The sequence below is a fragment of the Stetteria hydrogenophila genome, from assembly GCF_054657575.1.
Genome location: NZ_BAAHYL010000002.1, coordinates 221,109 through 241,331 on the forward strand (window position 1 = coordinate 221,109; position 20,223 = coordinate 241,331).

26 protein-coding genes are annotated in these 20,223 nt (G+C 60.3%); 14 read left to right on the forward strand and 12 right to left on the reverse strand.

Annotated features, from left to right (window positions below; genetic code table 11):
- The first annotated feature begins 132 nt into the window (after nt 1-132).
- Nucleotides 133-651, forward strand: a complete 519-nt coding sequence (hsp20, locus tag ACYQ3J_RS04545) for an archaeal heat shock protein Hsp20 (RefSeq protein WP_460125228.1) — start codon at nt 133-135, stop codon at nt 649-651.
- A 43-nt stretch (nt 652-694) separates the two neighbouring features.
- Here hsp20 and ACYQ3J_RS04550 read toward each other — a convergent pair whose 3' ends face one another.
- Complete coding sequence (locus ACYQ3J_RS04550; RefSeq protein WP_460125231.1) at nt 695-1,279, reverse strand: ZPR1 zinc finger domain-containing protein; 585 nt, start codon at nt 1,277-1,279, stop codon at nt 695-697.
- Between the two features lie 178 nt (nt 1,280-1,457).
- Here ACYQ3J_RS04550 and ACYQ3J_RS04555 point away from each other — a divergent pair, with 178 nt between their 5' ends.
- Entirely contained in the window at nt 1,458-1,787 is a 330-nt protein-coding gene (locus ACYQ3J_RS04555) for a hypothetical protein (protein WP_460125233.1), read from the forward strand.
- Here the strand turns inward: ACYQ3J_RS04555 and ACYQ3J_RS04560 are convergent.
- Both ACYQ3J_RS04560 and ACYQ3J_RS04565 read right to left on the reverse strand, forming a co-directional pair.
- Complete coding sequence (locus tag ACYQ3J_RS04560) at nt 1,726-2,106, reverse strand: hypothetical protein (RefSeq protein WP_460125236.1); 381 nt, start codon at nt 2,104-2,106, stop codon at nt 1,726-1,728. The genes ACYQ3J_RS04555 and ACYQ3J_RS04560 overlap by 62 nt on opposite strands.
- Before the next feature lie 384 nt (nt 2,107-2,490).
- Nucleotides 2,491-2,757: a hypothetical protein gene (locus ACYQ3J_RS04565; RefSeq protein WP_460125239.1), complete on the reverse strand. Its 267-nt coding sequence runs from the start codon at nt 2,755-2,757 to the stop codon at nt 2,491-2,493.
- 108 nt (nt 2,758-2,865) lie between these two features.
- Here ACYQ3J_RS04565 and ACYQ3J_RS04570 point away from each other — a divergent pair, with 108 nt between their 5' ends.
- Nucleotides 2,866-3,198 (forward strand): hypothetical protein, encoded by a 333-nt coding sequence (locus ACYQ3J_RS04570; RefSeq protein WP_460125242.1) that lies wholly within the window; start codon nt 2,866-2,868, stop codon nt 3,196-3,198.
- Nucleotides 3,199-3,214: 16 nt separating this feature from the next.
- Here the strand turns inward: ACYQ3J_RS04570 and ACYQ3J_RS04575 are convergent, their stop codons facing one another.
- The 4 genes from ACYQ3J_RS04575 to hxlB are packed head-to-tail and all read right to left on the reverse strand — an operon-like array spanning nt 3,215 to nt 6,501.
- Nucleotides 3,215-4,186, reverse strand: coding sequence for a nucleotidyltransferase domain-containing protein (locus tag ACYQ3J_RS04575; RefSeq protein WP_460125245.1), 972 nt, complete (start codon nt 4,184-4,186; stop codon nt 3,215-3,217).
- Nucleotides 4,128-4,952, reverse strand: coding sequence for a hypothetical protein (locus ACYQ3J_RS04580; protein WP_460125248.1), 825 nt, complete (start codon nt 4,950-4,952; stop codon nt 4,128-4,130). The genes ACYQ3J_RS04575 and ACYQ3J_RS04580 overlap by 59 nt, the downstream gene beginning before the upstream one ends.
- Nucleotides 4,909-5,883, reverse strand: a complete 975-nt coding sequence (locus ACYQ3J_RS04585) for an SPL family radical SAM protein (protein ID WP_460125251.1) — start codon at nt 5,881-5,883, stop codon at nt 4,909-4,911. The genes ACYQ3J_RS04580 and ACYQ3J_RS04585 overlap by 44 nt, the downstream gene beginning before the upstream one ends.
- 33 nt (nt 5,884-5,916) lie before the next feature.
- Nucleotides 5,917-6,501, reverse strand: coding sequence for a 6-phospho-3-hexuloisomerase (hxlB, locus tag ACYQ3J_RS04590; RefSeq protein ID WP_460126219.1), 585 nt, complete (start codon nt 6,499-6,501; stop codon nt 5,917-5,919).
- A gap of 557 nt (nt 6,502-7,058) precedes the next feature.
- Between hxlB and ACYQ3J_RS04595 the strand changes: the two genes are divergently transcribed.
- Complete coding sequence (locus tag ACYQ3J_RS04595) at nt 7,059-7,295, forward strand: hypothetical protein (RefSeq protein WP_460125254.1); 237 nt, start codon at nt 7,059-7,061, stop codon at nt 7,293-7,295.
- A 53-nt stretch (nt 7,296-7,348) separates the two neighbouring features.
- Here ACYQ3J_RS04595 and ACYQ3J_RS04600 read toward each other — a convergent pair whose 3' ends face one another.
- On the reverse strand, nt 7,349-7,768 hold the full coding sequence (locus ACYQ3J_RS04600) for a hypothetical protein (protein WP_460125257.1): 420 nt from the start codon (nt 7,766-7,768) through the stop codon (nt 7,349-7,351).
- 239 nt (nt 7,769-8,007) lie between these two features.
- On the opposite strand from ACYQ3J_RS04600, the gene glyA reads away from it, so the two are divergent.
- The 5 genes from glyA (at nt 8,008) to ACYQ3J_RS04625 (ending at nt 11,615) form a co-directional block, all read left to right on the forward strand.
- Complete coding sequence (glyA, locus tag ACYQ3J_RS04605; RefSeq protein WP_460126222.1) at nt 8,008-9,312, forward strand: serine hydroxymethyltransferase; 1,305 nt, start codon at nt 8,008-8,010, stop codon at nt 9,310-9,312.
- A 427-nt stretch (nt 9,313-9,739) separates the two neighbouring features.
- Complete coding sequence (locus tag ACYQ3J_RS04610; protein ID WP_460125259.1) at nt 9,740-10,558, forward strand: nicotinamide mononucleotide deamidase-related protein; 819 nt, start codon at nt 9,740-9,742, stop codon at nt 10,556-10,558.
- Nucleotides 10,521-10,736: a hypothetical protein gene (locus tag ACYQ3J_RS04615; RefSeq protein WP_460125262.1), complete on the forward strand. Its 216-nt coding sequence runs from the start codon at nt 10,521-10,523 to the stop codon at nt 10,734-10,736. Before ACYQ3J_RS04610 ends, ACYQ3J_RS04615 begins: the two co-directional genes overlap by 38 nt.
- A 58-nt stretch (nt 10,737-10,794) precedes the next feature.
- Nucleotides 10,795-11,223 carry a metal-sulfur cluster assembly factor gene (locus ACYQ3J_RS04620; protein ID WP_460125266.1) on the forward strand — a complete coding sequence of 143 codons (429 nt, stop codon included), beginning with the start codon at nt 10,795-10,797 and terminating at the stop codon, nt 11,221-11,223.
- Between the two features lie 53 nt (nt 11,224-11,276).
- Entirely contained in the window at nt 11,277-11,615 is a 339-nt protein-coding gene (locus tag ACYQ3J_RS04625; protein WP_460125269.1) for a hypothetical protein, read from the forward strand.
- A gap of 10 nt (nt 11,616-11,625) precedes the next feature.
- On the opposite strand, the gene serS is transcribed toward ACYQ3J_RS04625, so the two are convergent.
- From serS to ACYQ3J_RS04640, 3 genes are all read right to left on the reverse strand, one after another.
- Nucleotides 11,626-13,026: a serine--tRNA ligase gene (serS, locus tag ACYQ3J_RS04630; RefSeq protein WP_460125272.1), complete on the reverse strand. Its 1,401-nt coding sequence runs from the start codon at nt 13,024-13,026 to the stop codon at nt 11,626-11,628.
- A gap of 112 nt (nt 13,027-13,138) precedes the next feature.
- Nucleotides 13,139-13,627 carry a hypothetical protein gene (locus ACYQ3J_RS04635; protein WP_460125275.1) on the reverse strand — a complete coding sequence of 163 codons (489 nt, stop codon included), beginning with the start codon at nt 13,625-13,627 and terminating at the stop codon, nt 13,139-13,141.
- A 145-nt stretch (nt 13,628-13,772) separates the two neighbouring features.
- Nucleotides 13,773-16,160, reverse strand: a complete 2,388-nt coding sequence (locus tag ACYQ3J_RS04640; protein WP_460125277.1) for an STT3 domain-containing protein — start codon at nt 16,158-16,160, stop codon at nt 13,773-13,775.
- 104 nt (nt 16,161-16,264) lie between these two features.
- Between ACYQ3J_RS04640 and ACYQ3J_RS04645 the strand changes: the two genes are divergently transcribed.
- From ACYQ3J_RS04645 to ACYQ3J_RS04660, 4 genes are all read left to right on the forward strand, one after another.
- The gene (locus tag ACYQ3J_RS04645) at nt 16,265-17,626 is read left to right on the forward strand and encodes a cyclic 2,3-diphosphoglycerate synthase (protein WP_460125280.1); all 1,362 of its coding nucleotides are present in this window, start codon (nt 16,265-16,267) and stop codon (nt 17,624-17,626) included.
- Between the two features lie 190 nt (nt 17,627-17,816).
- Nucleotides 17,817-18,170 carry a hypothetical protein gene (locus ACYQ3J_RS04650; RefSeq protein WP_460125282.1) on the forward strand — a complete coding sequence of 118 codons (354 nt, stop codon included), beginning with the start codon at nt 17,817-17,819 and terminating at the stop codon, nt 18,168-18,170.
- Nucleotides 18,171-18,308: 138 nt separating this feature from the next.
- Nucleotides 18,309-18,899 carry a hypothetical protein gene (locus tag ACYQ3J_RS04655; RefSeq protein WP_460125285.1) on the forward strand — a complete coding sequence of 197 codons (591 nt, stop codon included), beginning with the start codon at nt 18,309-18,311 and terminating at the stop codon, nt 18,897-18,899.
- A 30-nt stretch (nt 18,900-18,929) separates the two neighbouring features.
- Nucleotides 18,930-19,175 (forward strand): hypothetical protein, encoded by a 246-nt coding sequence (locus ACYQ3J_RS04660; protein WP_460125288.1) that lies wholly within the window; start codon nt 18,930-18,932, stop codon nt 19,173-19,175.
- Nucleotides 19,176-19,225: 50 nt separating this feature from the next.
- On the opposite strand, the gene ACYQ3J_RS04665 is transcribed toward ACYQ3J_RS04660, so the two are convergent.
- The gene (locus ACYQ3J_RS04665; protein ID WP_460125290.1) at nt 19,226-19,615 is read right to left on the reverse strand and encodes a hypothetical protein; all 390 of its coding nucleotides are present in this window, start codon (nt 19,613-19,615) and stop codon (nt 19,226-19,228) included.
- A 161-nt stretch (nt 19,616-19,776) separates the two neighbouring features.
- Here ACYQ3J_RS04665 and ACYQ3J_RS04670 point away from each other — a divergent pair, with 161 nt between their 5' ends.
- The gene (locus tag ACYQ3J_RS04670) at nt 19,777-20,148 is read left to right on the forward strand and encodes a hypothetical protein (protein WP_460125293.1); all 372 of its coding nucleotides are present in this window, start codon (nt 19,777-19,779) and stop codon (nt 20,146-20,148) included.
- Nucleotides 20,149-20,223 lie beyond the last annotated feature (75 nt).

A 20,223-nucleotide genomic window follows, 5' to 3' on the forward strand; every position in this document is an offset into this window, starting at 1 on the left:
TAACCCACCTAGGCGGGGACAGAGCTTTGGGTTTTAAGCTCAAACTTAAAATAACCACGCCACACCTCAAGGCGCTCTATGAGCATAAAAGAGCCCCGAGGGTAACATGAACTACTGCTTGGGGTGAGCGGAGTGAGCGTCTTCAGGAGGAGAAGGAGCATATTCGACTTGTTCGACGAGATATTCAGGGAGTTCGAGAGGGACCTCATGGACCTCGAGAACGAGATCATAGAAGCGCTCAAGAGAACCCCCAGCATCAGGGGGCCCTACTACTACGGCGTAAGGATAACCATAGGCCCCGACGGCGTGCCCCGCATCGAGGAGTTCGGGAACATTAAGCGTGGGCGCGGCGGGAGGCCGGTGATTAGCGAGGAGGCCGAGCCTCTAGTCGACGTGATCGAGCACGACGACGAGATCTGGGTTGTGGCTGAGGTGCCAGGCGTGGATAAGGATAAGATCAAGGTGAGAGCGACGGAGGACAAGGTCATCATTAAAGCCGAGGGCGAGAGGAAGTACTACAAGGAGATACAGCTCCCCGCCAAGGTGGACCCCAACACCGCCAAGGCCTCCTACAGGAACGGAGTTCTAGAGGTTAAGCTCAAGAAGATCGCCCCCAAAGAGGAGGGCGGCGTCGAGGTCAAGGTCGAGTAGCCGCGGCGCCTACCTACCCGGGAGTCCGGGGCGCGTCCCCGGGCTACTCGCCAAGCAGCCGCTTGCACTCCTCGCCCATCTCTCTCTCCTCGACTTTCTTGCCTAGAACCTTGGCCATGCCGGTGTAGTCGCATAGTATCAGAGTGAAGCTCCTCTTACCGTCTATCGCCTCCTGCAGCCAGCGCCGGTGCCTCTCGCACTCGCCGCTTCCATCCTCCACTCCCTTGCAGGCGACCTCTAGCGCCTCCATTATCCTGTGCAGGATCCCCTCGACGGTTGAAATGAACCCTGTATCAGCTGGCCCCGGTCTTATCTCGTAGCCCTGCTCCGGGATTATGATGCCGGTGCCCGCCGGCTTCACGAGCAGGTAGCGGAGTTCCTCCTCGCCCTGGACCTTGACGACTATCTCCTTGGGCTTCGTGGCTTTGGCCAGCCCCACGTCCCTGTACTTGAAGCCGCACGACTTGCAGGTTCCGACCGAGACTAGTATTTGGTCGAAGTAAGGCACCTCGTAGAGGTACACGGAGAGGTCCAGGGTCCTGCGCCCGCAGACAGGGCATATCGCGACCTCGCGGGCAAGCAGCTTCAGCTCCCTGCCCGAAGCCTTTATTTCATCAGTGATGTCCAAGCCTCCGCCACCCTAGCTACGGGGACTCCTCCCCGCCGCTTGCGCGTTACCTTACACTCAACGACTAAAATTAAATAATGTAAGGTAATACTTTCTTATGTGGCAACTAGCAGCCGGAGGGACGCCCCGCCCACCAGCGAGGGCGTGCCAAGCCCGGCTTTAAGGGGTGAGAGTAGCAGTGGATCACCAGAGGAGGTATAGCGTGCTCGCAGAGGCTACCCTAGCGCCCTCTCCTCCCGAAGGCTTAAGCCTAGCTGCACCCACCCTGCCGGCGAATAAGACTGTTAGCGCTAAGGTTAGCGCCGCCGAGAAGAACGCCCTGGCATTCCTCTCCAGGAAGCTTGGAGTGAGTCAAAGCACGCTCATACGCATAGCTATCAGGAGGCTCATAGTCGACTATTATAAGAGGTGCGGCGGCGAGGACGAGGGCTATCTCTCGGGGCTAGTCAAGCTGTTTGAGAAGTCGTTGGAGGACTACGAGAAGCTGCACTGCCGTGTGCCTCCTTAACATTTTTCCTGATTTCATCTATCTTGGCATCGATACACCTCTGAATGCAAGCCTCAAACTCGACCCTATTGCGGGCGTTGGAGCACGACTCGTAGGAGCAAAGCCTAGCCAGCTTATCGATGTCAAGGTAGTAAACAGCCAGGTCCCCGAGATCCTCTCTCCTCACCAGCCGCTTCAAGTCCTCGCCGCTCAGCGCCTCCTCAACAGCCTGTATAGCCTCATCGTCCCCCCGGTTAACGATGAATAAGTAGGGCTCAGTGAAGAGGGCCTCGTATAAAGTGTTAATCAAGCCTCTCCTACCCGCCGACACCGGAGCCATCCACCCCTCAACACCCCCGATTTAGCCCTGGCATCTAGTTAAATCGAGTTCAGGAGGACCCGGCGGGCTAGGCTGAGTACTTCACCGAAGGTCGGCTGGGAGGGGGTTTGGTTAACGCTCTACACATGGATGCAAAGCCGCCGTGCCCGTCGGGGTCGGCGCTAAACCCCCTACACATACCCGCCTATGGAAATGAAACTTTTAATAAAGTTTTTGGCGGGCATGGAGCCTGCGGGCAGAGGAGGCGGCGCGGCAGCGCAGCTGGCACTCGGAGGGGTTAGGCGCTGGGGCCCAATGATGAATGGTATTACCGCTGAATAATGGGTGGTGAGGCCCCAGTTTCCTGAGGGCGCCCATAGAAAGGGGTGGGTCTAGGGCTCTGGGCTACTCCTCCTCGGGTCTTCCAATCACCTCTTCGCCGCTGAAGATGAGGCTGCCCCACTTCTTGGAGTAGAGGGTGAGCACCATGTAATTCCTCCTCGCGGCCTCCGGCTCGATACACTTGGAGGCTAGGGTTCTCCCTTCGCGGTCGACTGCCACTATCCTCTTCCAGCCCTTCGGCTCCCTGCAATCCTCGAGCTTGACGCTCTCCACGAGGCCGTTCATAGCCATTCCTTCAATCTCGATCAAGCCCACTGAAATCCAGGGCATGCACCCCACCGCGCATTAGCTTCGATTTGGTTATCGGGCTAAGTATTTAAGTATTTATAACATTAACGGGCCGCTGCGAGGAGGCGCAAAGGGAGGGAGGGTTAAGCCGTGAGCGGCCAGCAGCGCAGGCGTAAAGGTATGACTCTACCCAAGAAGAAGGAGGACCTCGAGAAGATTGTGGAGGAGGTTGAGGAAAGCCATGGCGGGCACGGCCACCACCATCACCACGCCGCGGACTTTGACGAGCTACTCACGGTCTTCGAGCTGCTAATCGACTCCCTCAACGCTAGCGTGAAGAACCTTGAGAGCCAGGTCAAGGTGCAGGCGGCTGAGACTGCGAGGCTGTACAGGGTGCTCGCCAAGATAGTGGAGGCATGCTTCTCCAAGGACGAGGCTTCGAAGCGGAGGGCTCTAATGGAGGCTATAAGCATTATGAAGTAGGCCTCCGCCCCGAGCCTTAGGGGCGCGCCTGGCCGGCCCTCACCACTACCCTGCCGGGGTTCTCCCTGAGCCCCAGGTAGACCACTGTGCCCCCCGCGGAGGCCACCCCTTCAACCTCCAGCCGGCCTCCCTCGAAGAGTAAGCCGGCTAGGTTGTACTCGAACGACACGATGTAGTAGCCCTCGGCCTCGACGCAGGGCGGGTAGAGGAGCGCCGCGGGATCCCCGCCCTCAACCCTCACCTCCACCCTCACCCGCCTCCCGGATGGCGGGTCGGTGTTAGGGTACCTCCTCAGCGGCTCGCAGTGGCCGGCTGGGCGGTGGGGGACGCCTACCCAGGAGGAGGAGATCCCGTCCACCGCCGCCCTCCTCCACCCCACGCCCTGCGGGGGGTGCACTGTGACGCCGCCGAAGCTGGCCCGCGGCGCCTCGACGGGCTGCAGCTCGCGGGAGTAGAACTCGTACATCCTCAACGCCGCCTCGGGTCCGTATACTACGAAGTCGACGTCCGAAACAGTGGGCGATGCTATGCCGGCGGCGTAGGAGCCCGTCAAGCCCGCGCCCCCCAAGCCGACCCCCGAGCCGCGGAGGACGGTGTAGGCGGCCTCAGCCGCGGAGCCCTCCCCGCTCGAGGCTACGCGCAGGAGCGCCTCCCGGGGGTCCACGATCCAAGCCGCCTGCTCCAAGCTCACGTAGGGCATGGGGGCGGCGTAGGAGCCGTCGTAGAGGAGCCGGACACCCCCGGGGCCCGGGTACCTGGCTAGGGCGTCCTCAAGCCCGCGGGGGCCGTACTCCCTGACCACCCTGCAGTACCTCCCCGAGGGCCTGGCCCAGGGGGTGCGCTCGCCCCTGCAGGGCGCGTACTTGGGTATGACCGCCAGGTAGCCGGCTGGGGCGGGGAGGCCTATGGCCTGGAGGATGCCGCCGTCCCTAGTGTAGACTATGGCCCCGTGAGGGTTCCAGTCCCCCGTGAAGGTCTGGGGACGCAACGTAGCCGTCACCATCGACATAGTACAGGGCGAGCCTCGCCTCATACACTCCCGGGGGCAGCTCCTGATAGCGGGTGTGCCAGGTCTCGAGGGTGACCCAGCCCAGGCCGGGGATATATGCGTCATACCTGGCGGGCACCAGGAACTCCTCCCCGGTGGGCCGTAACTCCACGGGGCCCCGGTGCCAGCGGGTGAGCCAGCGCCTGGCCGTGCAGGGGAGCGGCTCGCGGCGCCGGAGGATCCTCAGCGTGAAGGGCACTCCCTTGTAGCAGGCATCGAGTAGGCCCGCGCGCGGGGGCGGCTTGGGCCCCCACTTGGGCTCCCGCGGGCAGGGCTTGAGGGATCCCTCCGCCGCTAGGTCCCTCAGCGCCTCGTAGGCTCCCCGGTTGAAGGTTATCAGGTCGACGTCGCTCCCTGGCCTCTCAGCCGCCACCGCCCAGGAGCCCGTGAGCCCCTCGGCTTCAACGTGCTCCACCAGCTCCCTCACAGGCTCGGGGAGGTCGCGGAGCCTGAGCCTGAGGGCGCTCTCCGGGTCTACCACGGCGTACACCGCCCTGCGCGGGATGACCGGGACCTCCCTGCCCATGCAGTCGAGGCGGGCCTCAAGGCCTGGGAAGAGGGCTGGGTCGGGCCTCGAGGGGAGCCTCCTCCCCATGACCCTGTAGGGGACCGCTACGACCCCCCACTCTGGGTGCTCGTAGCCCTTGACGACCCAGTAGGCGTCAACTCCCCCCCACGCCGCTCTGACTATCCATCCATCGATCAAGCGCTGGACCCCCACGCGCCCGTGGCGGGGGAGGTATTAAGTGGGACCCGTCGCAGGATCCCGCGTTGAACCACTCCCTCCCCGTCAGCCCCTCGCGGCAGGTTGCATACTCCAGCCCGCACCTCCTCGCCGCCTCTATGACGGGTTTGAGGAGGGCCTCCCTCGCCTGCCTGGGGAGGTAGAGGTAGCCGTGGACCTTCACCCCGCTGCCCTTGTAGAGCCTGTATATCCTCTCGCCAACCTCCCCGAGGCCAGCCCTCATCCTGGCCAGGTTGTCGGGCCTCGCCTTGTAGGTCGACGTGACCACCATCCTGGCCCCGGCCTCCGCCACCCGGCAGACCAGCTCCTCCAGCTCGGCTGGGTCGTCGTTGACGTAGGGTATGACGGGGTCCACCCTCACGCCCACCGGGATCCCCTGGGAGGTGAGCCGCCTGACGGCCTCGATTCTCCGGGAGGGCGAGGGCGCCAGCGGCTCGACCAGCCGGGCCATGCGCTCGTCCAGCATTGTTATCGTGGGCGTGACCGCTGCGCTTCGCCCCCTCATCAGGTCGGCGTCCCTAACCACTAGGTCGCTCTTTGTCGTGACCAGAACCCTCATGCCCCCATCGAGGAGCAGGGCCAGCGCCCTCCTGGTCAGCCCGAGCTCGGCCTCCACCGGGGGGTAGGGGTCGCTGCTCGTCCCCACGTTCACTATGGACCCCGGCGGGATCCTGGCCAGGTCCCTCGCGAGCCTCTTGAGGAGGTCCTTCTTAGGCGTGCTTGGCCTGTTGCCCACGTAGGCGGTGGCGTAGCAGTAGAGGCAGCCAATGCTGCAGCCCGTGTAGGGGTTCAGGCTGTACTTGAAGGGGCAGGTGCAGAGAGGGTTGGACCAGGGGTCGAAGGGGGCCAGGACGGAGCCCTTCACCGCGCGGGTCCGAGCCCCGCGGGCCATGACGAGGCCACTCTCAGCCCGGCCCCAGAGGGCTCACTCTATGTTGGCGTGCCTCGCCTTCATCTCCTCCTCGCTTATGTTCAGCCTCTTCATCAGGCTGTAGACAACCCCGTCGAGGAACACCATGGCGGTGTCCTCGAACAAAGTCCCCATCGGGGCTAGGGTCTCGTGCATGCCGAGGATCTGCCTGGCGAAGTAGTCCTCCATCTCAGCCTTCTTAGTCCTGCCGGGGATCCTGACCACGAGGTCCGCCAGCTTGCCGAGCGGGCTCTCCGGGTAAGTCGTGATAGCCACGACGGTTGCGCCCACGTATTTCGCGGCCTCGGCGGCTGTCACTATCAGCTTCGTCGAGCCGGAGCCTGAGATGGCTATCACAATGTCCCCCTTCCTCACGCTGGGGACGATCGTGTCGCCTAGAACGTACACCCTGAAACCCATATGCATAAGCCTCATGGCGAAGGCCCTTCCCACCAGGCCGCTACGCCCGGCGCCCATAACCAGGATCTGCCTGTTCCCATTCTGCCTATACGCATCCACCAAGAGGGACACGAACTTCTCCACGTCCTCCTCGTTAATCTCGTCCGCAGCCCTCCCTATGAACGAGGCGATCTCCTTCATAGCAGCCAGGGCCTCGTGCAACCCAGAGCCTCCCCCGCCTTGCCTCTTCCCGGCCAGGGCTTAAACGGGTCCCAGCCAGGGACGGGTTTTAGGTTAAAGAGCCTCCCCACCCTAAGGGACACACTGGCCCCGCCCGTCTCACGTCCGCCGAGACCCCCACCTGGGGGGATGAAAATGACGGCGGAACGGTTAGGCGGGGCACACCCTAATCGGGCTGGGGATGACTAAACCCTAGCCCGGCCTAAGCCGCTGGAAGCGGCTGTGATGCGTGCCGAGCCGGTGAGGACCCGAAAGGCTTCCGCCACGCTTCTAGGCTTACCACAGCGTCAAGCTCAAGCAACAGGTAGCGGCCAATCGCGGCGACTGCGTGACCCCGCTGGGGTAGCACGCCCTTCAAGTAAATAGTAGTACCGGCGAATTCGGCTGCAAACTGGCTGAGACCCTCCACAAGATAGAGGCCAGTCGAGGCCCCAGGCCTGGGGGCGGTGCACCCCTTAATGCACCGCCTCACGTCAACGGCAAGCCGAGGCTTTGCTGCTTGGAGCGGGGGCCGCGCCTTGAAGTGGAGGCGTTTATCCGAGGAGGGGCCGGGCTCCTCCGCCGGGATGGCGGGGGTCAAGGCTCGCCTGAGGATTGTCCAGGTCAAGAGCGTCCACGGCTCCTTTAAGGCGCCCGTCGACGGCAATGGGGCATTGGTGTGCCCGGTATGCGGGGCTGCTAGGTTCTACTCGGTTAAGGACCTCGTCTACCACATAGCCTACCACGCCAGGAACAGGAGCCTGGGCAAGCCTTAGTGGCAAACGACTCCTCTAAAATTAGGGGGCGCCCCTCGGCAGCCGAGCTAAGTTTAGGCAGCCTCGACCAGGTACTCTGCGGCCCCGAACGTGCTTGGAGGCTCCCTGAGGCTCACGATGTATTCGTCGCCCTCCGCTGCGGTGTTAGCCTCGACTATCGCCGACAGGATCGCCTCGGCCATCCTGTCCGCTAGCACCTTCACATCGCCGTCTAGCGGTATCATCCTACCGTTTATCACCACGTAGCTCTTGTCGAGGTCAACCACCCCACCCCCGCAGGCCCCGAGCAGCCCGAGGCCTAGCGCGCTCTCCAGCGCGTACGCCTCGCCGGGGGAGCCCGCGATTTCAAACGACACCCGGATACCATAGCTCCTGAACAACTCGTCGTTAGCCCTAAGAACCTTCTCAATCGCGCTCTGGGGCGACCCATCGGTGTGCGAGAAGTAGAGCGTCGCCCGCACGAATGCCTCCACGACGCCACCCCCCGGGTCTTCGGAGTTTCAGCTAATCTCCCGGAATTGGAGTCGTGCCGCTCAAATTTAAGCGGGGTAAGGTGGGTGGCACCCCCACTAAACGAGGCCAAACTGGGGCCCCGGATCGCCTCCAGCCTCCCCGCCACGCAGCACTGCTCATTAAGCCTTTAGCTCCCCCGGGTGGCGGGCGGCGAAATACTATTATTCACACTCGCACAAGCTTAGAACAGGTGCCTACGGTGGAGGATGTTCAAAAGCTGGCTTTACGGGTCCTAGAGATAGCGAGGGACCATAACATTTGGAGGTCCAGGGAGACCATTAACCTGATAGCCAGCGAGAACGTCATGAGCCCGCTCGCCTTGAGGGTCTACATGAGCGACTTCATGTTCAGGTACGCGGAAGGCAAGCCCTTCAAGAGGTACTACCAGGGAACCAAGTACATAGACGAGCTCGAATCCCTGACCGCCAAGCTTATCGGTGAAATGCTCGGAACAGACATGGTCGACTTGCGCCCGGTCAGCGGGACGATAGCGAACGCCTCCGTCTTCAGGGTGCTCGCCAACCCTGGCGATAAGGCTGTGATAGCCCCCGTCCAGGCGGGGGCTCACGTTAGCCACACCAAGTTCGGGACGCTGGGGGCGCTTGGGATTGTGCAGGTCAACCTTCCCTACGATGAGGAGCAGATGAACATCGACGTGGATAAGGCCGTTAAGGTTATAGAGGAGGTTAAGCCGAAGTTCGCCGTCCTCGGCGGCAGCGTGTACCTCTTCCCCCACCCGGTAAGGGAGATAGCCGACGCAGTCCACAGCGTTGGAGGGAAGCTAGTCTACGACGCTGCCCACGTCTTTGGCCTCATACTCGGCGGGGCCTGGAGGAACCCCCTACAGCACGGGGCCGACTTCATGACTGCGTCTACGCATAAAACGTTCCCGGGCCCCCAGGGCGGCCTCGTCGCGGCTACTGACAGGGACGGGTTCAAGGCCGTCTCCAAGACTATATTCCCCTGGTTCGTCAGCAACCACCACCTCCACCGGATCCCAGCCACGGCAATCACTACACTGGAGATGAAGCTCTACGGCAGGGAGTACGCAGCCCAGACGGTTAGGAACGCCCGCAGGCTAGCCGAGGAGCTAGCGGCGCTCGGGGTGAAGGTTCTAGGCGAGCACCTAGGCTACACTAAGAGCCACCAAGTCGTCGCGGACGTGAGGCGCTTCGGGGGAGGGGCAAAAGTCGCCGCGAAGCTCGAGGAGGCAGGCATTATAGTGAACAAGAACCTCCTCCCCTACGACCCCCCGGAGGCCGTGAAGGATCCAAGCGGCATAAGGCTCGGCGTCCAGGAGGTGACCAGGCTAGGCATGAAGGAGGACGACATAGCCGAGGTCGCCAAGCTCATCTACGACGTGGCAAGCGGCAGTATGGAGCCCGCCAAGGCCCGCGAGAAGGTCAAGGAGATCAGGGCACAGTTCTCAAGCGTCCACTACACCCTGCCCGAGGAGCTAGCCTCGAAAGCAGGCTACGTAGACGTGCTAAGCCTGCTACGCTAACCCGCTCAAAGCCCCTGGAGGCCTCCAGGCCTGACCCCTTGCCTGGGGGCTTGCCGGGAGGGCATTGCAGGGCAAACGCAGCCGACGCGTTGAGCCGCACGGGCCTGACCCAGTGGGTAGTGCATCATAGCTATTTTAGGCTTCACATCCCGCTGTGAAGTCCTGCGCGCCGGCCCGCAGACAGGCCCTTAGGGGCCCGGATGAAAGCGGGTACTACTGGAGGCTACTCCTACCTATCTACGTGCTTCTACATGCTTAGGGGGAGCGCCGGCCGAGTCAGGCTCTGGTTCACGTTGACGCCGAGATCCTCCCAGCGCGTCTATCATCGGCATTTAAGAATGACGCGATTTTCTATGAATTCCAATCCAATTCCAATAGATTTAACGCTACCAGCGGCTGCATTGGATGTGCGGGTGAGTGTCTAGGCTTGCCGGCCGATAGACTCGCGGCTTGGATTATCAGCGTCGGCAACGAGCTGCTTATAGGGAGAGTGGTTAACACCAACGCATCGTACTTAGCTAGGAGGCTGACCTTCCTCGGCTTCAACGTTGACAGGATTATAACGGTTCCCGACAAGGTTGAGGATATCGTGGAAGAGCTCAGGAGGGGGCTCGGGAGGGCGAGGCTGATCATCACGACGGGCGGCCTGGGCCCCACTATGGATGACTTAACCCTTGAGGGGATAGCCAGGGCGGTCAACCGCCCGCTCCAGGTTAACGAGGAGGCCTACAGGCAGGTTAAGGAGTTCTATGAGAGGCGTGGGTTGCCGATGACTAGGGAGAGGGTTAAGATGGCAATGCTCCCGGAGGGTGCTATCCCCCTGAGGAACCCTGTCGGAGCCGCTCCAGGGGTCTTCCTCGAAGTCGACGGAAGGGTCATCGTCGCACTCCCAGGCGTGCCCAGGGAGATGGAGGCAATATTCGAAGGCGAGGTGGTGCCCCGGATAAAGAGGCTCGCCCCGAAGCTGGCGGTGGTCGAGTGCGGAGTGGTGGTCAGGGGCGTCCCGGAGTCCTCGCTGGCCCCGTTGCTCGGCGAGCTGGCCAGGCGCAACCCAAGCGCCTACATTAAGAGCCACCCCAAAGGCCACGAGGTGGAGGAGCCTGTAGTAGACGTGAGGGTCTTGGCCTCGGCTGAGAGGGAGGAGGATGCGCTAGAACTCGCCCGCAACATCATAGGGGAGGTGAAGCGTAAAGCGAGGGAGCTGGGTGGTGCCCTTGAAGAGGAACATTGTAAGGGAGCAAGTTAAAGTCTTCATCCTACTCGCGGTCGCCTTCGCCCTGCTGGCATTCCTCTCCACGAGAGCCGGGTCTAAGCCCCTCCTGATACTAAGCCTAGCACTCCTCGCCGCTTCACCATTCATGGCGTCCCTAATCGTTCTGCTAAGACTTAAGAGGGAAGGCGGCGGGGGACTTAAGGGCTCGTGACTTAGAGCGCCCTCTACGTATACTCTTAAGAGCCGAGTTTAATTGCTCCTTGAACCTGGTGCGTGCGGTAATGAGCGCGGCGGGCGTTAAGCTGCAGGGCGACAAGGAGCTAATTCAGCGCATAATTAACGCCCTCAAGGAGGTTTACGATCCAGAGATACCGGTCAACGTCTATGACCTCGGACTCATCTACGAGATTAGGGCTGAGAAGGGGGAGAGCGGCAAGCCCAGGATTTACATAGCTATGACGCTAACTGCAGTGGGCTGCCCTATTGCAGGGACTGTAATTGCCTACGTCGAGGAGGCTGTTAGAGAGGCTATCCCCGAGGCGGAGGACGTTACAATAGACCTCGTGTTCGATCCACCCTGGACTCCGGAGAGGATAACGCCTGAGGGTAGGGAGCAGTTGAAAGCGATCTACGGCTACGACGTCGTGGAGCAGTGGATAAAGCAGATGAAGGAGATGGAGCAGCAAGAGGAGGCGTAGCGGCCGAGGGGATATAGCCATTCAGGGCCCTAATCACTAAAAAGGTGTCCCACGTGTCGGGTGAGGAGCTTAAAAGGAGAATCATTAGCCTAATCGATGAGAGCCACTTCCAATGGCGTAAGGCCGCCTTCTACTCCGACCCTGACGTCTCCGAGGTGGTGGCAAGCCTCTACGAGCGCTGGGAGAGGGCGGGCCGGAGGAACATGCCTATAGACTATGCCAGCGAGGATGAGCTGAGGATGCTCGCCAAGAAGGCTGAAAAGTACGCTTTCATGGATGAGGAGGCGGCTAGGGCTCTGGCGTTCACTCGAATGGGGGGCGGCGAGGAGAGGAGGAAGGGGAGCTTGCTAGCCTTCCTCGACGCTCTGCTAGGCCGCCGCAGAGGCGGGTAAGCCGGGGCTGCTAGGTTTTAGTGATCTTCTTCCCCCTGGGGTGAATGGCGTCGTGGGGTGCTTTGGGGAATATTTCCAGGTATTTCCTTAGAACCTTTGGTATAACCACTGTCCCATCTGGCTCCTGGAAGTTCTCTAGTATAGCTGTTATAGTCCTCGTTGACGCTATAGCCGTGCTGTTTAGGGTGTGGACGTAGCCCCGCTTCATCCCCTTCCTCCTGATGAGCCTGATTTTGAGCCTGTAGGCCTGCCAGTCGGTACAGTTGCTGGCGCTCACCATCTCCCTGAACCTGCCCTGGGCGGGCATCCACGCCTCGAGGTCGTACTTCTTCACTGCGCTTGCCCCCAAGTCGCCTGAGGCTATGTTGACTATGCGGAAGGGTATCCCTAGCCCCATGAATAGCTCCTTTGCATTGCTAATTAGCTCCTCGTGCAACTTCCTGCTATCCTCGGGCGTTGAGAATATGAACTGCTCCACCTTGTGGAACTGGTGAACCCTGAATATGCCCTTCAAGTCCCTGTTGCCGGCCCCGGCCTCCTTCCTGAAGCAGGGGCTGACGCCCACGAGCTTTATCGGCAGCTCGTCATCATACAGCTCGTCGCCCGCGTAGAGCGCTGCAAGGGGGTGCTCCGAGGTCGCTATCAGGTAGAGGTCCTCCCCCTCCACCTTGTATATGGCGTCCTTGAATGTTTCAACGTCTATAACACCTTTAATGATCTTACCCCTCAGCATGTAGGGCGGCAGGACGAGCGTGTACCCCTTACGAGTCAAGTAGTCAATCGCGTACAGGAGCAGGGCGAAGTCCAGCCACACTATGTCGTCGAATAGGTAGTAGAACCTTGACCCTGCAACCTCGGAGGCCTTCAGAGTGTCCCCCAGCTTAAGCTTGAACTCAAGCATGTCCGCGTGCCCAACGGGCTTCCAGTCTATAACCTCGTAGTCCACCTTAAACCCCTTTCCCTCAGTCTCGGCGAGGAAGGAGTCAAGGTGCCCCCTCCAGACCCTCGGGCGCCCCCAGTACTCTATGGGTCTTGAAGCCGTCTCATCCCCAACGGGGACATCGTCGTCAACAAGGTTGGGCAGCCTCATCAACGCCCGCTCCCTCTCCTCCTCAACGCTCTTCAGAATCCTCTCCTTCTCCTCGAGAATCTTGAGGAGCCTGCGAGCCTCATCGATGAGTTTAGCCCTCTCAGCTGGGTCCCGGGTCTTAGCTATCGTCCTCGTTATGACATTATGCCTGTGCCTCAACTCGTTAATCTCCGTCTGAAGCCTCCTCCACTCCACGTCGAGCCGCAGGGCCTCGTCGACTATGGATGGATCCATTAGCCTCTTCTTCACGTGCATCTTAAGCTCGTCGGGATTACTCCTTAGAAGCGCTAGCACGCTCCAAGTACTTGCCTCCTGAGCCAAGCCAGCACCCCCACCCGCTAAAGGGCTCGGAGGAGCCTAAAGTTAAACACTAAAGCCTCGGCTAAGGGTTCCTCGGCATCCCCCGGGGAAGGGTCGGCCTGGCTAGGACTCCTCACAGGCCTAGCTTCCTCATTCTCTCACGAGCCTGGACCTCCGCCTCCCTTAATACCCTTCTCGCCTCCTCCGAGGGGTCACCATAGCTAGCCGGGTCTAACCCGTAGAACTCGGCGGGGGCCGCCACCTCGTACATTACGGTTAGCGCCTCATCCAGCTCCGACACCATGCCAGCCACATCGGGGGGGAGCGTTTTCCTGAGAGAGAGAGCCTCCTTAACCACCCTAAGAGGGGCCTCAACCATCTCCTTGGTCACCATGCCTAGGGCCGCTATAGTCTCCAGCCTGAGCGCCACCGCCTCTAGGATAGTCTCCAGCTTTACGTGAGACTCGATCAGGTTCCTTAAGGCGGGATCCCCCGACCTTGAGTAAACAGCCTCCACCATGCGCTTCGAGGAGCGAACCCTATACAGCGCCTTCCTAACAATACTCAGAGTCTCCACCGCGGCGATCCTAACGTTTATCTCCCGCCTCTTCCGGGTCAGCATAACTTAAGCACCCAGCAACGGCTACCCCTTCCTAACACTGGCCCGGCAAGGATTAAATCAGGGGCACCCCCCGGGCCCGCGTGTGGACTCGTCTAAACAGGGGGCACCTGGACTAGCTCGCCTTTCACTTAGGGAGGGCTTTGGCTTATCCATTCCACTTGTATATGAACACTGCCACAAACGATGCTTGAGTTGTGAGGGCGCCCCGGTTCACGGTTCCGTTGATGCAGTCGTAGACTACTGCCTCAAGCGTGAACCGTTTGAATTCATCCACGACCACGGGCGTTGCGCCCAACCCTTGGCCAGCGTAGACTGCGGGTATGGCTATTGTAGCGTTGTCGAGCAACCCCTCGCAGTGAGCGCCGGGCACCCCCTTGTCTAGTATGTGCTGTAGCCCGTGCATCACCATTTTGAAGATGAGTGTGTTCCTTACCTTCTCAGCGTTTTCCCGAGGCTCCCCGGTGTAGCCTGGGTAGTGGTGGTACATCCTGCCCGAGGCGTCGGTAGTAGTCGTCGAGTACTCCGTCGTGAAGGGTGTGGAGTTGTAGGGGTCTACTCTCCACGCTATCCTCAGCATCTGGTAGGACTTCGGGAGGTCGCCTCTGCCGTGCACCACGAAGTACTCGTTCGGGTTCACCGGGCTCCTCCAGGCAGAGAACATGGGTAGGAGGATCGCGAACCCCTTCTCGTCGATTACAGCGTTGAATGCGTCATAGACGACTATGTAGGTCTCGTTCGGCTTGGCGCCTAGCAGGGGTAGCAGTGCGGATGCCTCATCCTCCGTCCCGGTGAGTACGAGCGCGAGAAGCCTGATCCTGCTCTCATTGAACGTAGCGCCATCCGCCACGGTGGGTCTTCCGGTGTTGACTGTGATCCAGTAGCCGTAGTCCCACCACGATACTATTAGGGCGTTCTCGGGCGTGTTCTCCCTGATCCACTCAAGCGCGTCTATCCAGGCATCGTTTAGGGGCACGACTATCCTCTGACCGCCCTCGCCCCCACTATAGAGGAGGGTAGGCAGCATCGAAGTCATTATAGCTGGCGCCCTTAAACTATTGCTCAAATAAGACTCCATGGCGTGGGCGATGCCGCCCGTGGCAACCACCATTACTATGAGTACCACGCTGATCAGCCTGAGCGGGTCGATCCCCTGCTCCGCCCTGCCGGCTTTCTTCTTGCCTGCTCCACCGGCTTCAGGCCTCTGCTGGAGTAGGAGGCCCACTATGAAGCCCGAAGCCGTCGCCGCGTAGAAGCCGACGAGCTGGGTGAAGTAGGACATCCTCATGGAGGCGTATATGGTGAAGGCTAGGGTTAGGTAGATAGTCAGCCTCAGCAGGCTCTGCGCGCTGAGGCTCCTCGCCCGGGCGGCCAGATACAGGTCGTAGGCCATCCCTAGGAGCGCTAGGAACAACGGGAAGCCGGCGTCGGATATCAGGCTCCGCAGGCTTGTCGGCTGGTGCTCCTGGACGCTAGTTACGAGCGGGCTCAGGGTGTGGGCGCCGAGCGCCGCGGCGATCCTCCCCGGCACGCTCACGAGGCCCGCGTTAACTGCGGTGACGCCCGCTGCTACAGCTACCAGGATGAGCCAGACGTGGAAGGACGCCTTGTAGGCGCCCAGCCACCTCTTTAAGGCTAGAGCGGTGGCGTAGAGCAGGAGGGCTCCGGGCACGAGCAGCCCGACGCCGGCTACGTAGTAGCTGAAACCAACCGCGGGGTAAGCGCCGGAGACCAGGATTAACGCAAGCGAAGCCGGCAGGTGGATCCTGGAAAACCTCTCCAGGCTCGGCCCGCCCATGAGGGGGTCGAGCGCTATGACTGTGGCCAGCGTCGCTACCGCGAGGTGTATGCCGCCCCAGATCCAGCCTATGAAGCCTCCTGTGGCCCCGGCCAGGATGGCGTAGGCCAGCCTTTTCGACCCGCTTGACGTGTAGGCTGAGTAGAGGAAGTAGTACATCAAGGCCAGGAATGGGGTGCTGAACCCTATCTTCTCCACGAAGCCTACCGTGGTCCTAACTATGGCCGCCGGGGCTACGGCCATGGAGAAAGCCGAGACTAGGCCTGCCAGCCTAGACCCCGTCAGCTTGTAGGCGAGCAGGAAGGAGGTCAGAATAGCTGCGGCCCCCGCGAAGACTGGGAATAGGGCTAGCCACTCGCGGAGAGTCAGGCCTGCAGCCTTGCCGATGGGGTAAGTCGCGGCTGCCAGCCACGGTATTCCAATGCTCTCCGTCCTCAGGAAGTCCCGGCCCGTCGGGTACCAGAACTCTTTCACGTCCCTCAAGCCGCTGAAGCTGAACAGCCCCTTCTCAGTGAAGTACTTGGCCAGCCAGTAAGCTATCCAGGGGTCGTTGGCGTCCAGCTCAAGCTTGTACTTAAGAGCGGGCAGGATCCTCAGGTAGACCCCTATAGCCAGTATCGCCGCGAGAGTGGCCGCTGTGAGCAAGCCCGACCTCGCGGAGAGCACGGAGAGGAGCCTTTCATAGAACCGACCCGACTCCCTACCCACGGGCGTCCTCTTCTGCTTCCCTGCAGGCAAACGCTAGCCCCCGGGAGGGAGGAGCCTGCTTCAACCACCACTAATTTTAGCCTTAAGGCGGCGGGGCCTCGCCCATTTTACCCGGAACGGCCGGGATTTACCTTATGGTGCTAGAAGCCTTGACTCGCCCTGTGAAGGTTCTAATCATGGGGGCGGGCGGCAGGGATTTCCACAACTTCAACGTGTTCTTCCGCGGCAAGCCCGAGTACCGTGTCGTCGCATTCACGGCGGCGCAGATACCTGGCATTGCCGGGCGCCGCTACCCGCCGGAGCTCGCGGGCAGCCTCTACCCTGAGGGCATCCCTATAGTCCCCGAGGACGAGCTGGAGGAGGTAATTAAGTCGCACGGCGTTGACTTGGTGGTACTGGCCTATAGCGACTTGGCCTACAACAGCGTGGGGTCGAAGCTCAGCAGGGTGCTCGCCTCCGGAGCCTCCTTCATGATACTAGGGCCTAGGGACACCATGCTCCAGTCATCGAAGCCCGTGGTGGCCGTCACCGCCGTTAGGACTGGTGCGGGTAAGAGTAGCGTGTCCAGGGCCATTACCCGCGTGCTATTGTCTAGGGGCTTCAGGGTGGCCCCTATCCGCCACCCAATGGCTTACAAGGACCTGAGGAGGGCCGCCGTCCAGAAGTTCTCCAGCTACGAGGATCTGGACAGGTACGAGGTTAGCGTGGAGGAGAGGGAGGAGTACGAGCAATACATTAGGATGGGCCTCACGGTCTACGCCGGCGTCGACTACGGGAGAGTACTGATGGAGGCTGAGAGGGAGGCCGACGTAATCCTGTGGGACGGCGGCAACAATGACTGGCCGTTCATCAAGCCCGACTACATGATAACCGTGGCGGACGCCATGAGGCCCGGCCAGGAGGTCTTAAGCTTCCCGGGCGAGGTGAACGCGAGGATGGCGGACGCAGTCGTGATAAATAAGGCTGACCAGGCGAGGCCCGGGGCTGTGGAGGAGATTAAGCTTAACATCGCTAGGGTAAACCCTAGGGCTAGAATCTCCGTCGCAGAGAGCGTGGTCGAGGTCGACGACCCAGACGCGGTTAGAGGCAAGCGGGTAGTCGTCGTTGAGGATTCACCAACCGTCACCCACGGAGAGGCCCCCTACGCCGCCGGGTACGTGGCCGCCGTGAAGTACGGCGCCGCCGAGATTGTTGACCCAAGACCCTACGCGGTTGGAGTCATAAAGAGGATGTACGAGGAGTACCCGCACATGGAGAGAGTAGTCCCGAGCACGGGTTACACTGAGCGCCAGCTTAGAGACCTGGAGGAGACGCTTAAGAGGATCCCAGCCGACGTCATAGTATCCGGGACCCCCGCTGACCTATCCAGGCTTATAAGCGTGGACAAGCCCATAGTCAGGGTTAGGTTCGAAGTGAAAGTCGTTGAAGGACCATCGATTGAAGAGCTAGTAGACGAGTTCCTCGAGAGGGCTAAGGCGAAGCTGGAGACCGCTTGAAGCAAGCCTGAATCCCGCAGGGCCCCCATCTCCTACAGGCCTTTGAGGCCCTCGGGGCTGTTTTCCACTAGCCTAGGAGATTTAACGGGATTTAACGGGCTATGTAGGCAGCCACGCGAGTGCTCGGCGCGGCGGCTATGGCAGCACATATATGCCCTTAACCCGGCCAGGGCAGCTGGGGGGTGCCGGCATGGTTACCGCCAGAGAGGCTTTCGAGGCAAAGAAGCTCATTGCAAGGTATGGTGTTGTAGGTAAAGTCGCGGCTAGCTACAGGACTGCCGGGTACCAGGTTAAGGTTGAGAACCCTGAGCCCGGCTCTGACTATAACTTTGTCGCGGAGAGGAGAGGCGAGAGGCTTGTTGTGGCTGTCTACGCTAAAAGCGGCCAGGTTCCTGTTGAGGCTGTTGTAAAAGTGGCTAACGCCGCCAAGGAGTTATCCGGCAGGCCGGTCCTAGTCCTCTACGGCGCCGGCCCCCGCGCTAGCGGCGAGCTAGTCGGGAAAGCGAGGGAGCTAGGCGTAAGTTTGAAGCGTTTCAGGACGTAGGGGCCTGCGCGCGGGCGCACTAGAGCCCGGGGTTCTTGCAGGCCGAGATTTACTAGAACACACTTCCTTGTTAAACGTATAAGGCGCCGGCGCCAATACTATTCTCGACGCTGTTGAAGCAAGAGGGGGTGCATAGAGTTGGCTGAGGAGAAGAAGGAAGCGACTGAAGCGGCGCCAGGGACTGTAGCTATAGAGGTCGACTTCTCCCACATACCCGTGAAGCCCACCACCGCCAAGGAGGTTAGAGAGCTTGAGGTAGCCCTAATCATTGCCAGCCTCTTCAGGCCCGACGTGCTGAAGCAGATAATGGATCCGAGCGAGTTCACGACGTGGGTTGACAGCCTCGCCGTCGCTGCGGGGGCTCTGGCCAGGGAGAAGGCTGGCTACCCCATTAGGAAGATAGCCGAGGAGCTTGGCAGGACGGAGGCCACTATAAGGAGGCACCTCGCCGGCGAGACGAAGGCTGGGAGCATCGTGAAAGAGACCTACTCAATGCTCGCTAAAGGCAAGATAAAGCTAGCGGTCCCCGTTCACGAGGGGAGCATAGCCAAAGAGCTAGAGGAGTGCAGGTCCAAGATTGAAGCACTCAACCAGGAAGTCGAGAAGCTGAAGGCTGAGAGGGACGAGCTAAAAGCCAAGATTAACGAGCTGGAGGAGGCTAAGAAGAAGCTCGAGGAGAAAATAGCCGCTGTAAAGTCCCGGCTGGAGGAGCTGATAGCCCAGCTATAACCCCTCGGATCCAGGCTGCATAAACACTAGGTGCAGGCGCCGGTGGCCGGCCGGGGTAAGCTTCCCTACAAGAAGATTTTTCTCCTCTCCAGAAAGCCCTCATCCCAGTGCGAATTCTTCAAAGTCGAGGAGGACGAGGAAGGCTATCTAGCCTATTGCAAGGTGCTTGGTCGGTACCTCACAGCGTACGCGGTCGCCAAGTGCGAAAAGCACTGGCAGACGTGCCCCTACAGGAAGATGGGGCTGCAAATCGAGTCACCGCCGGAGAGCGGCTAGTGGAGTTTCCCGGGCGCAAAACCATCGGAGCCTCCTACTTTCCAGCCAGGCTAGGTGGCCTCCTTAACATCGACCCTGCAGATCCTCCAGAGGACGTCGCTTATTTTAGCCATAAGCGCTTGGAGGTTGACTTGGTATATGTGCCCTGCTAGCCCTGTCAGCTGACTGCTCCTCGTTATCACCGACTTGACGAACGAGTGAGCGGCGCAGGCCTCAGCGGAGGCCTTCAGAGTGCTCCCATACTCCATGTAGTATGTTATCTGAGCCAGGTATGCCTCAACGCGCTTAAGGATAATTTCCCACTGCCACACGTCGCTGAGCGCTTCACTCGCCGACGCGCCCTTCCTCGACGAGAGCGCCTCCTTGAGCCTCTTCAGCTTAGCCATCTCCGCCTTCAGCATATCCAGGTATGCCTCTATCTCGGGCAGGTAAGCCTGCACAGGCCTCCCCCGGAAGCGTTTACTTAGGGTAAGGTGATAAGGGGGTGAGACCCTACAGGAACATGGCACCACGGTCCCGGCTTATGAACACTTCTATGTGAGGTATATAAGAACCGTACCCCTCCTAAGCCCAGTGTGGGTTTTAAAGGGGGTGAGGAGGAGTGAGGAGCGTATGGGGGAAGCCTGGCCAGTATAACGGCGTCAACGAGGCTGATATATCCTCCCGCCTCTCCCGCATCTATGAGGATGACGATATCGTAGTGTACACGGCTCCTAACGAGGATGAGTTGAAGGAACTCCTCCTAGACCTGCTCCGTAAGCATGGGCCAATGACTATAAGAGATCTCCACGCACTCCTTTCGGGTCTCGCGAGCGAGGATAAGATAAGGCAGGCTCTCAACCACCTTGCCCTCAATAATAAAGTGTACGTGTTCGACGACGGCAGGTACGCTATTGCGGAAGTCAGCGATGTAGGCTACGATTACTACAGCGACTACGAGTCCTACGATTACGACGAGTTCAATGAAGAGTAAAGGCTAGGAACCCCCGCCCCACAACATTCACGGTAAAACAGTTTTTAATGTTTTTAATCTAACTCCTCTCTAGCA

Excerpts from the sequence above, each read along its gene's own strand:
- hxlB (WP_460126219.1), bottom strand. The coding sequence starts at position 6,501 with ATGAAGGAGATCGCCTCGTTCATAGGGAGGGCTGCGGACGAGATTAAC.
- ACYQ3J_RS04585 (WP_460125251.1), bottom strand. The coding sequence starts at position 5,883 with ATGGCCCGCGGGGCTCGGACCCGCGCGGTGAAGGGCTCCGTCCTGGCC.
- ACYQ3J_RS04560 (WP_460125236.1), bottom strand. The coding sequence starts at position 2,106 with ATGGCTCCGGTGTCGGCGGGTAGGAGAGGCTTGATTAACACTTTATAC.
- ACYQ3J_RS04645 (WP_460125280.1), top strand. The coding sequence starts at position 16,265 with ATGGTGCTAGAAGCCTTGACTCGCCCTGTGAAGGTTCTAATCATGGGG.
- ACYQ3J_RS04650 (WP_460125282.1), top strand. The coding sequence starts at position 17,817 with ATGGTTACCGCCAGAGAGGCTTTCGAGGCAAAGAAGCTCATTGCAAGG.
- ACYQ3J_RS04635 (WP_460125275.1), bottom strand. The coding sequence starts at position 13,627 with ATGCTGACCCGGAAGAGGCGGGAGATAAACGTTAGGATCGCCGCGGTG.
- ACYQ3J_RS04565 (WP_460125239.1), bottom strand. The coding sequence starts at position 2,757 with ATGCCCTGGATTTCAGTGGGCTTGATCGAGATTGAAGGAATGGCTATG.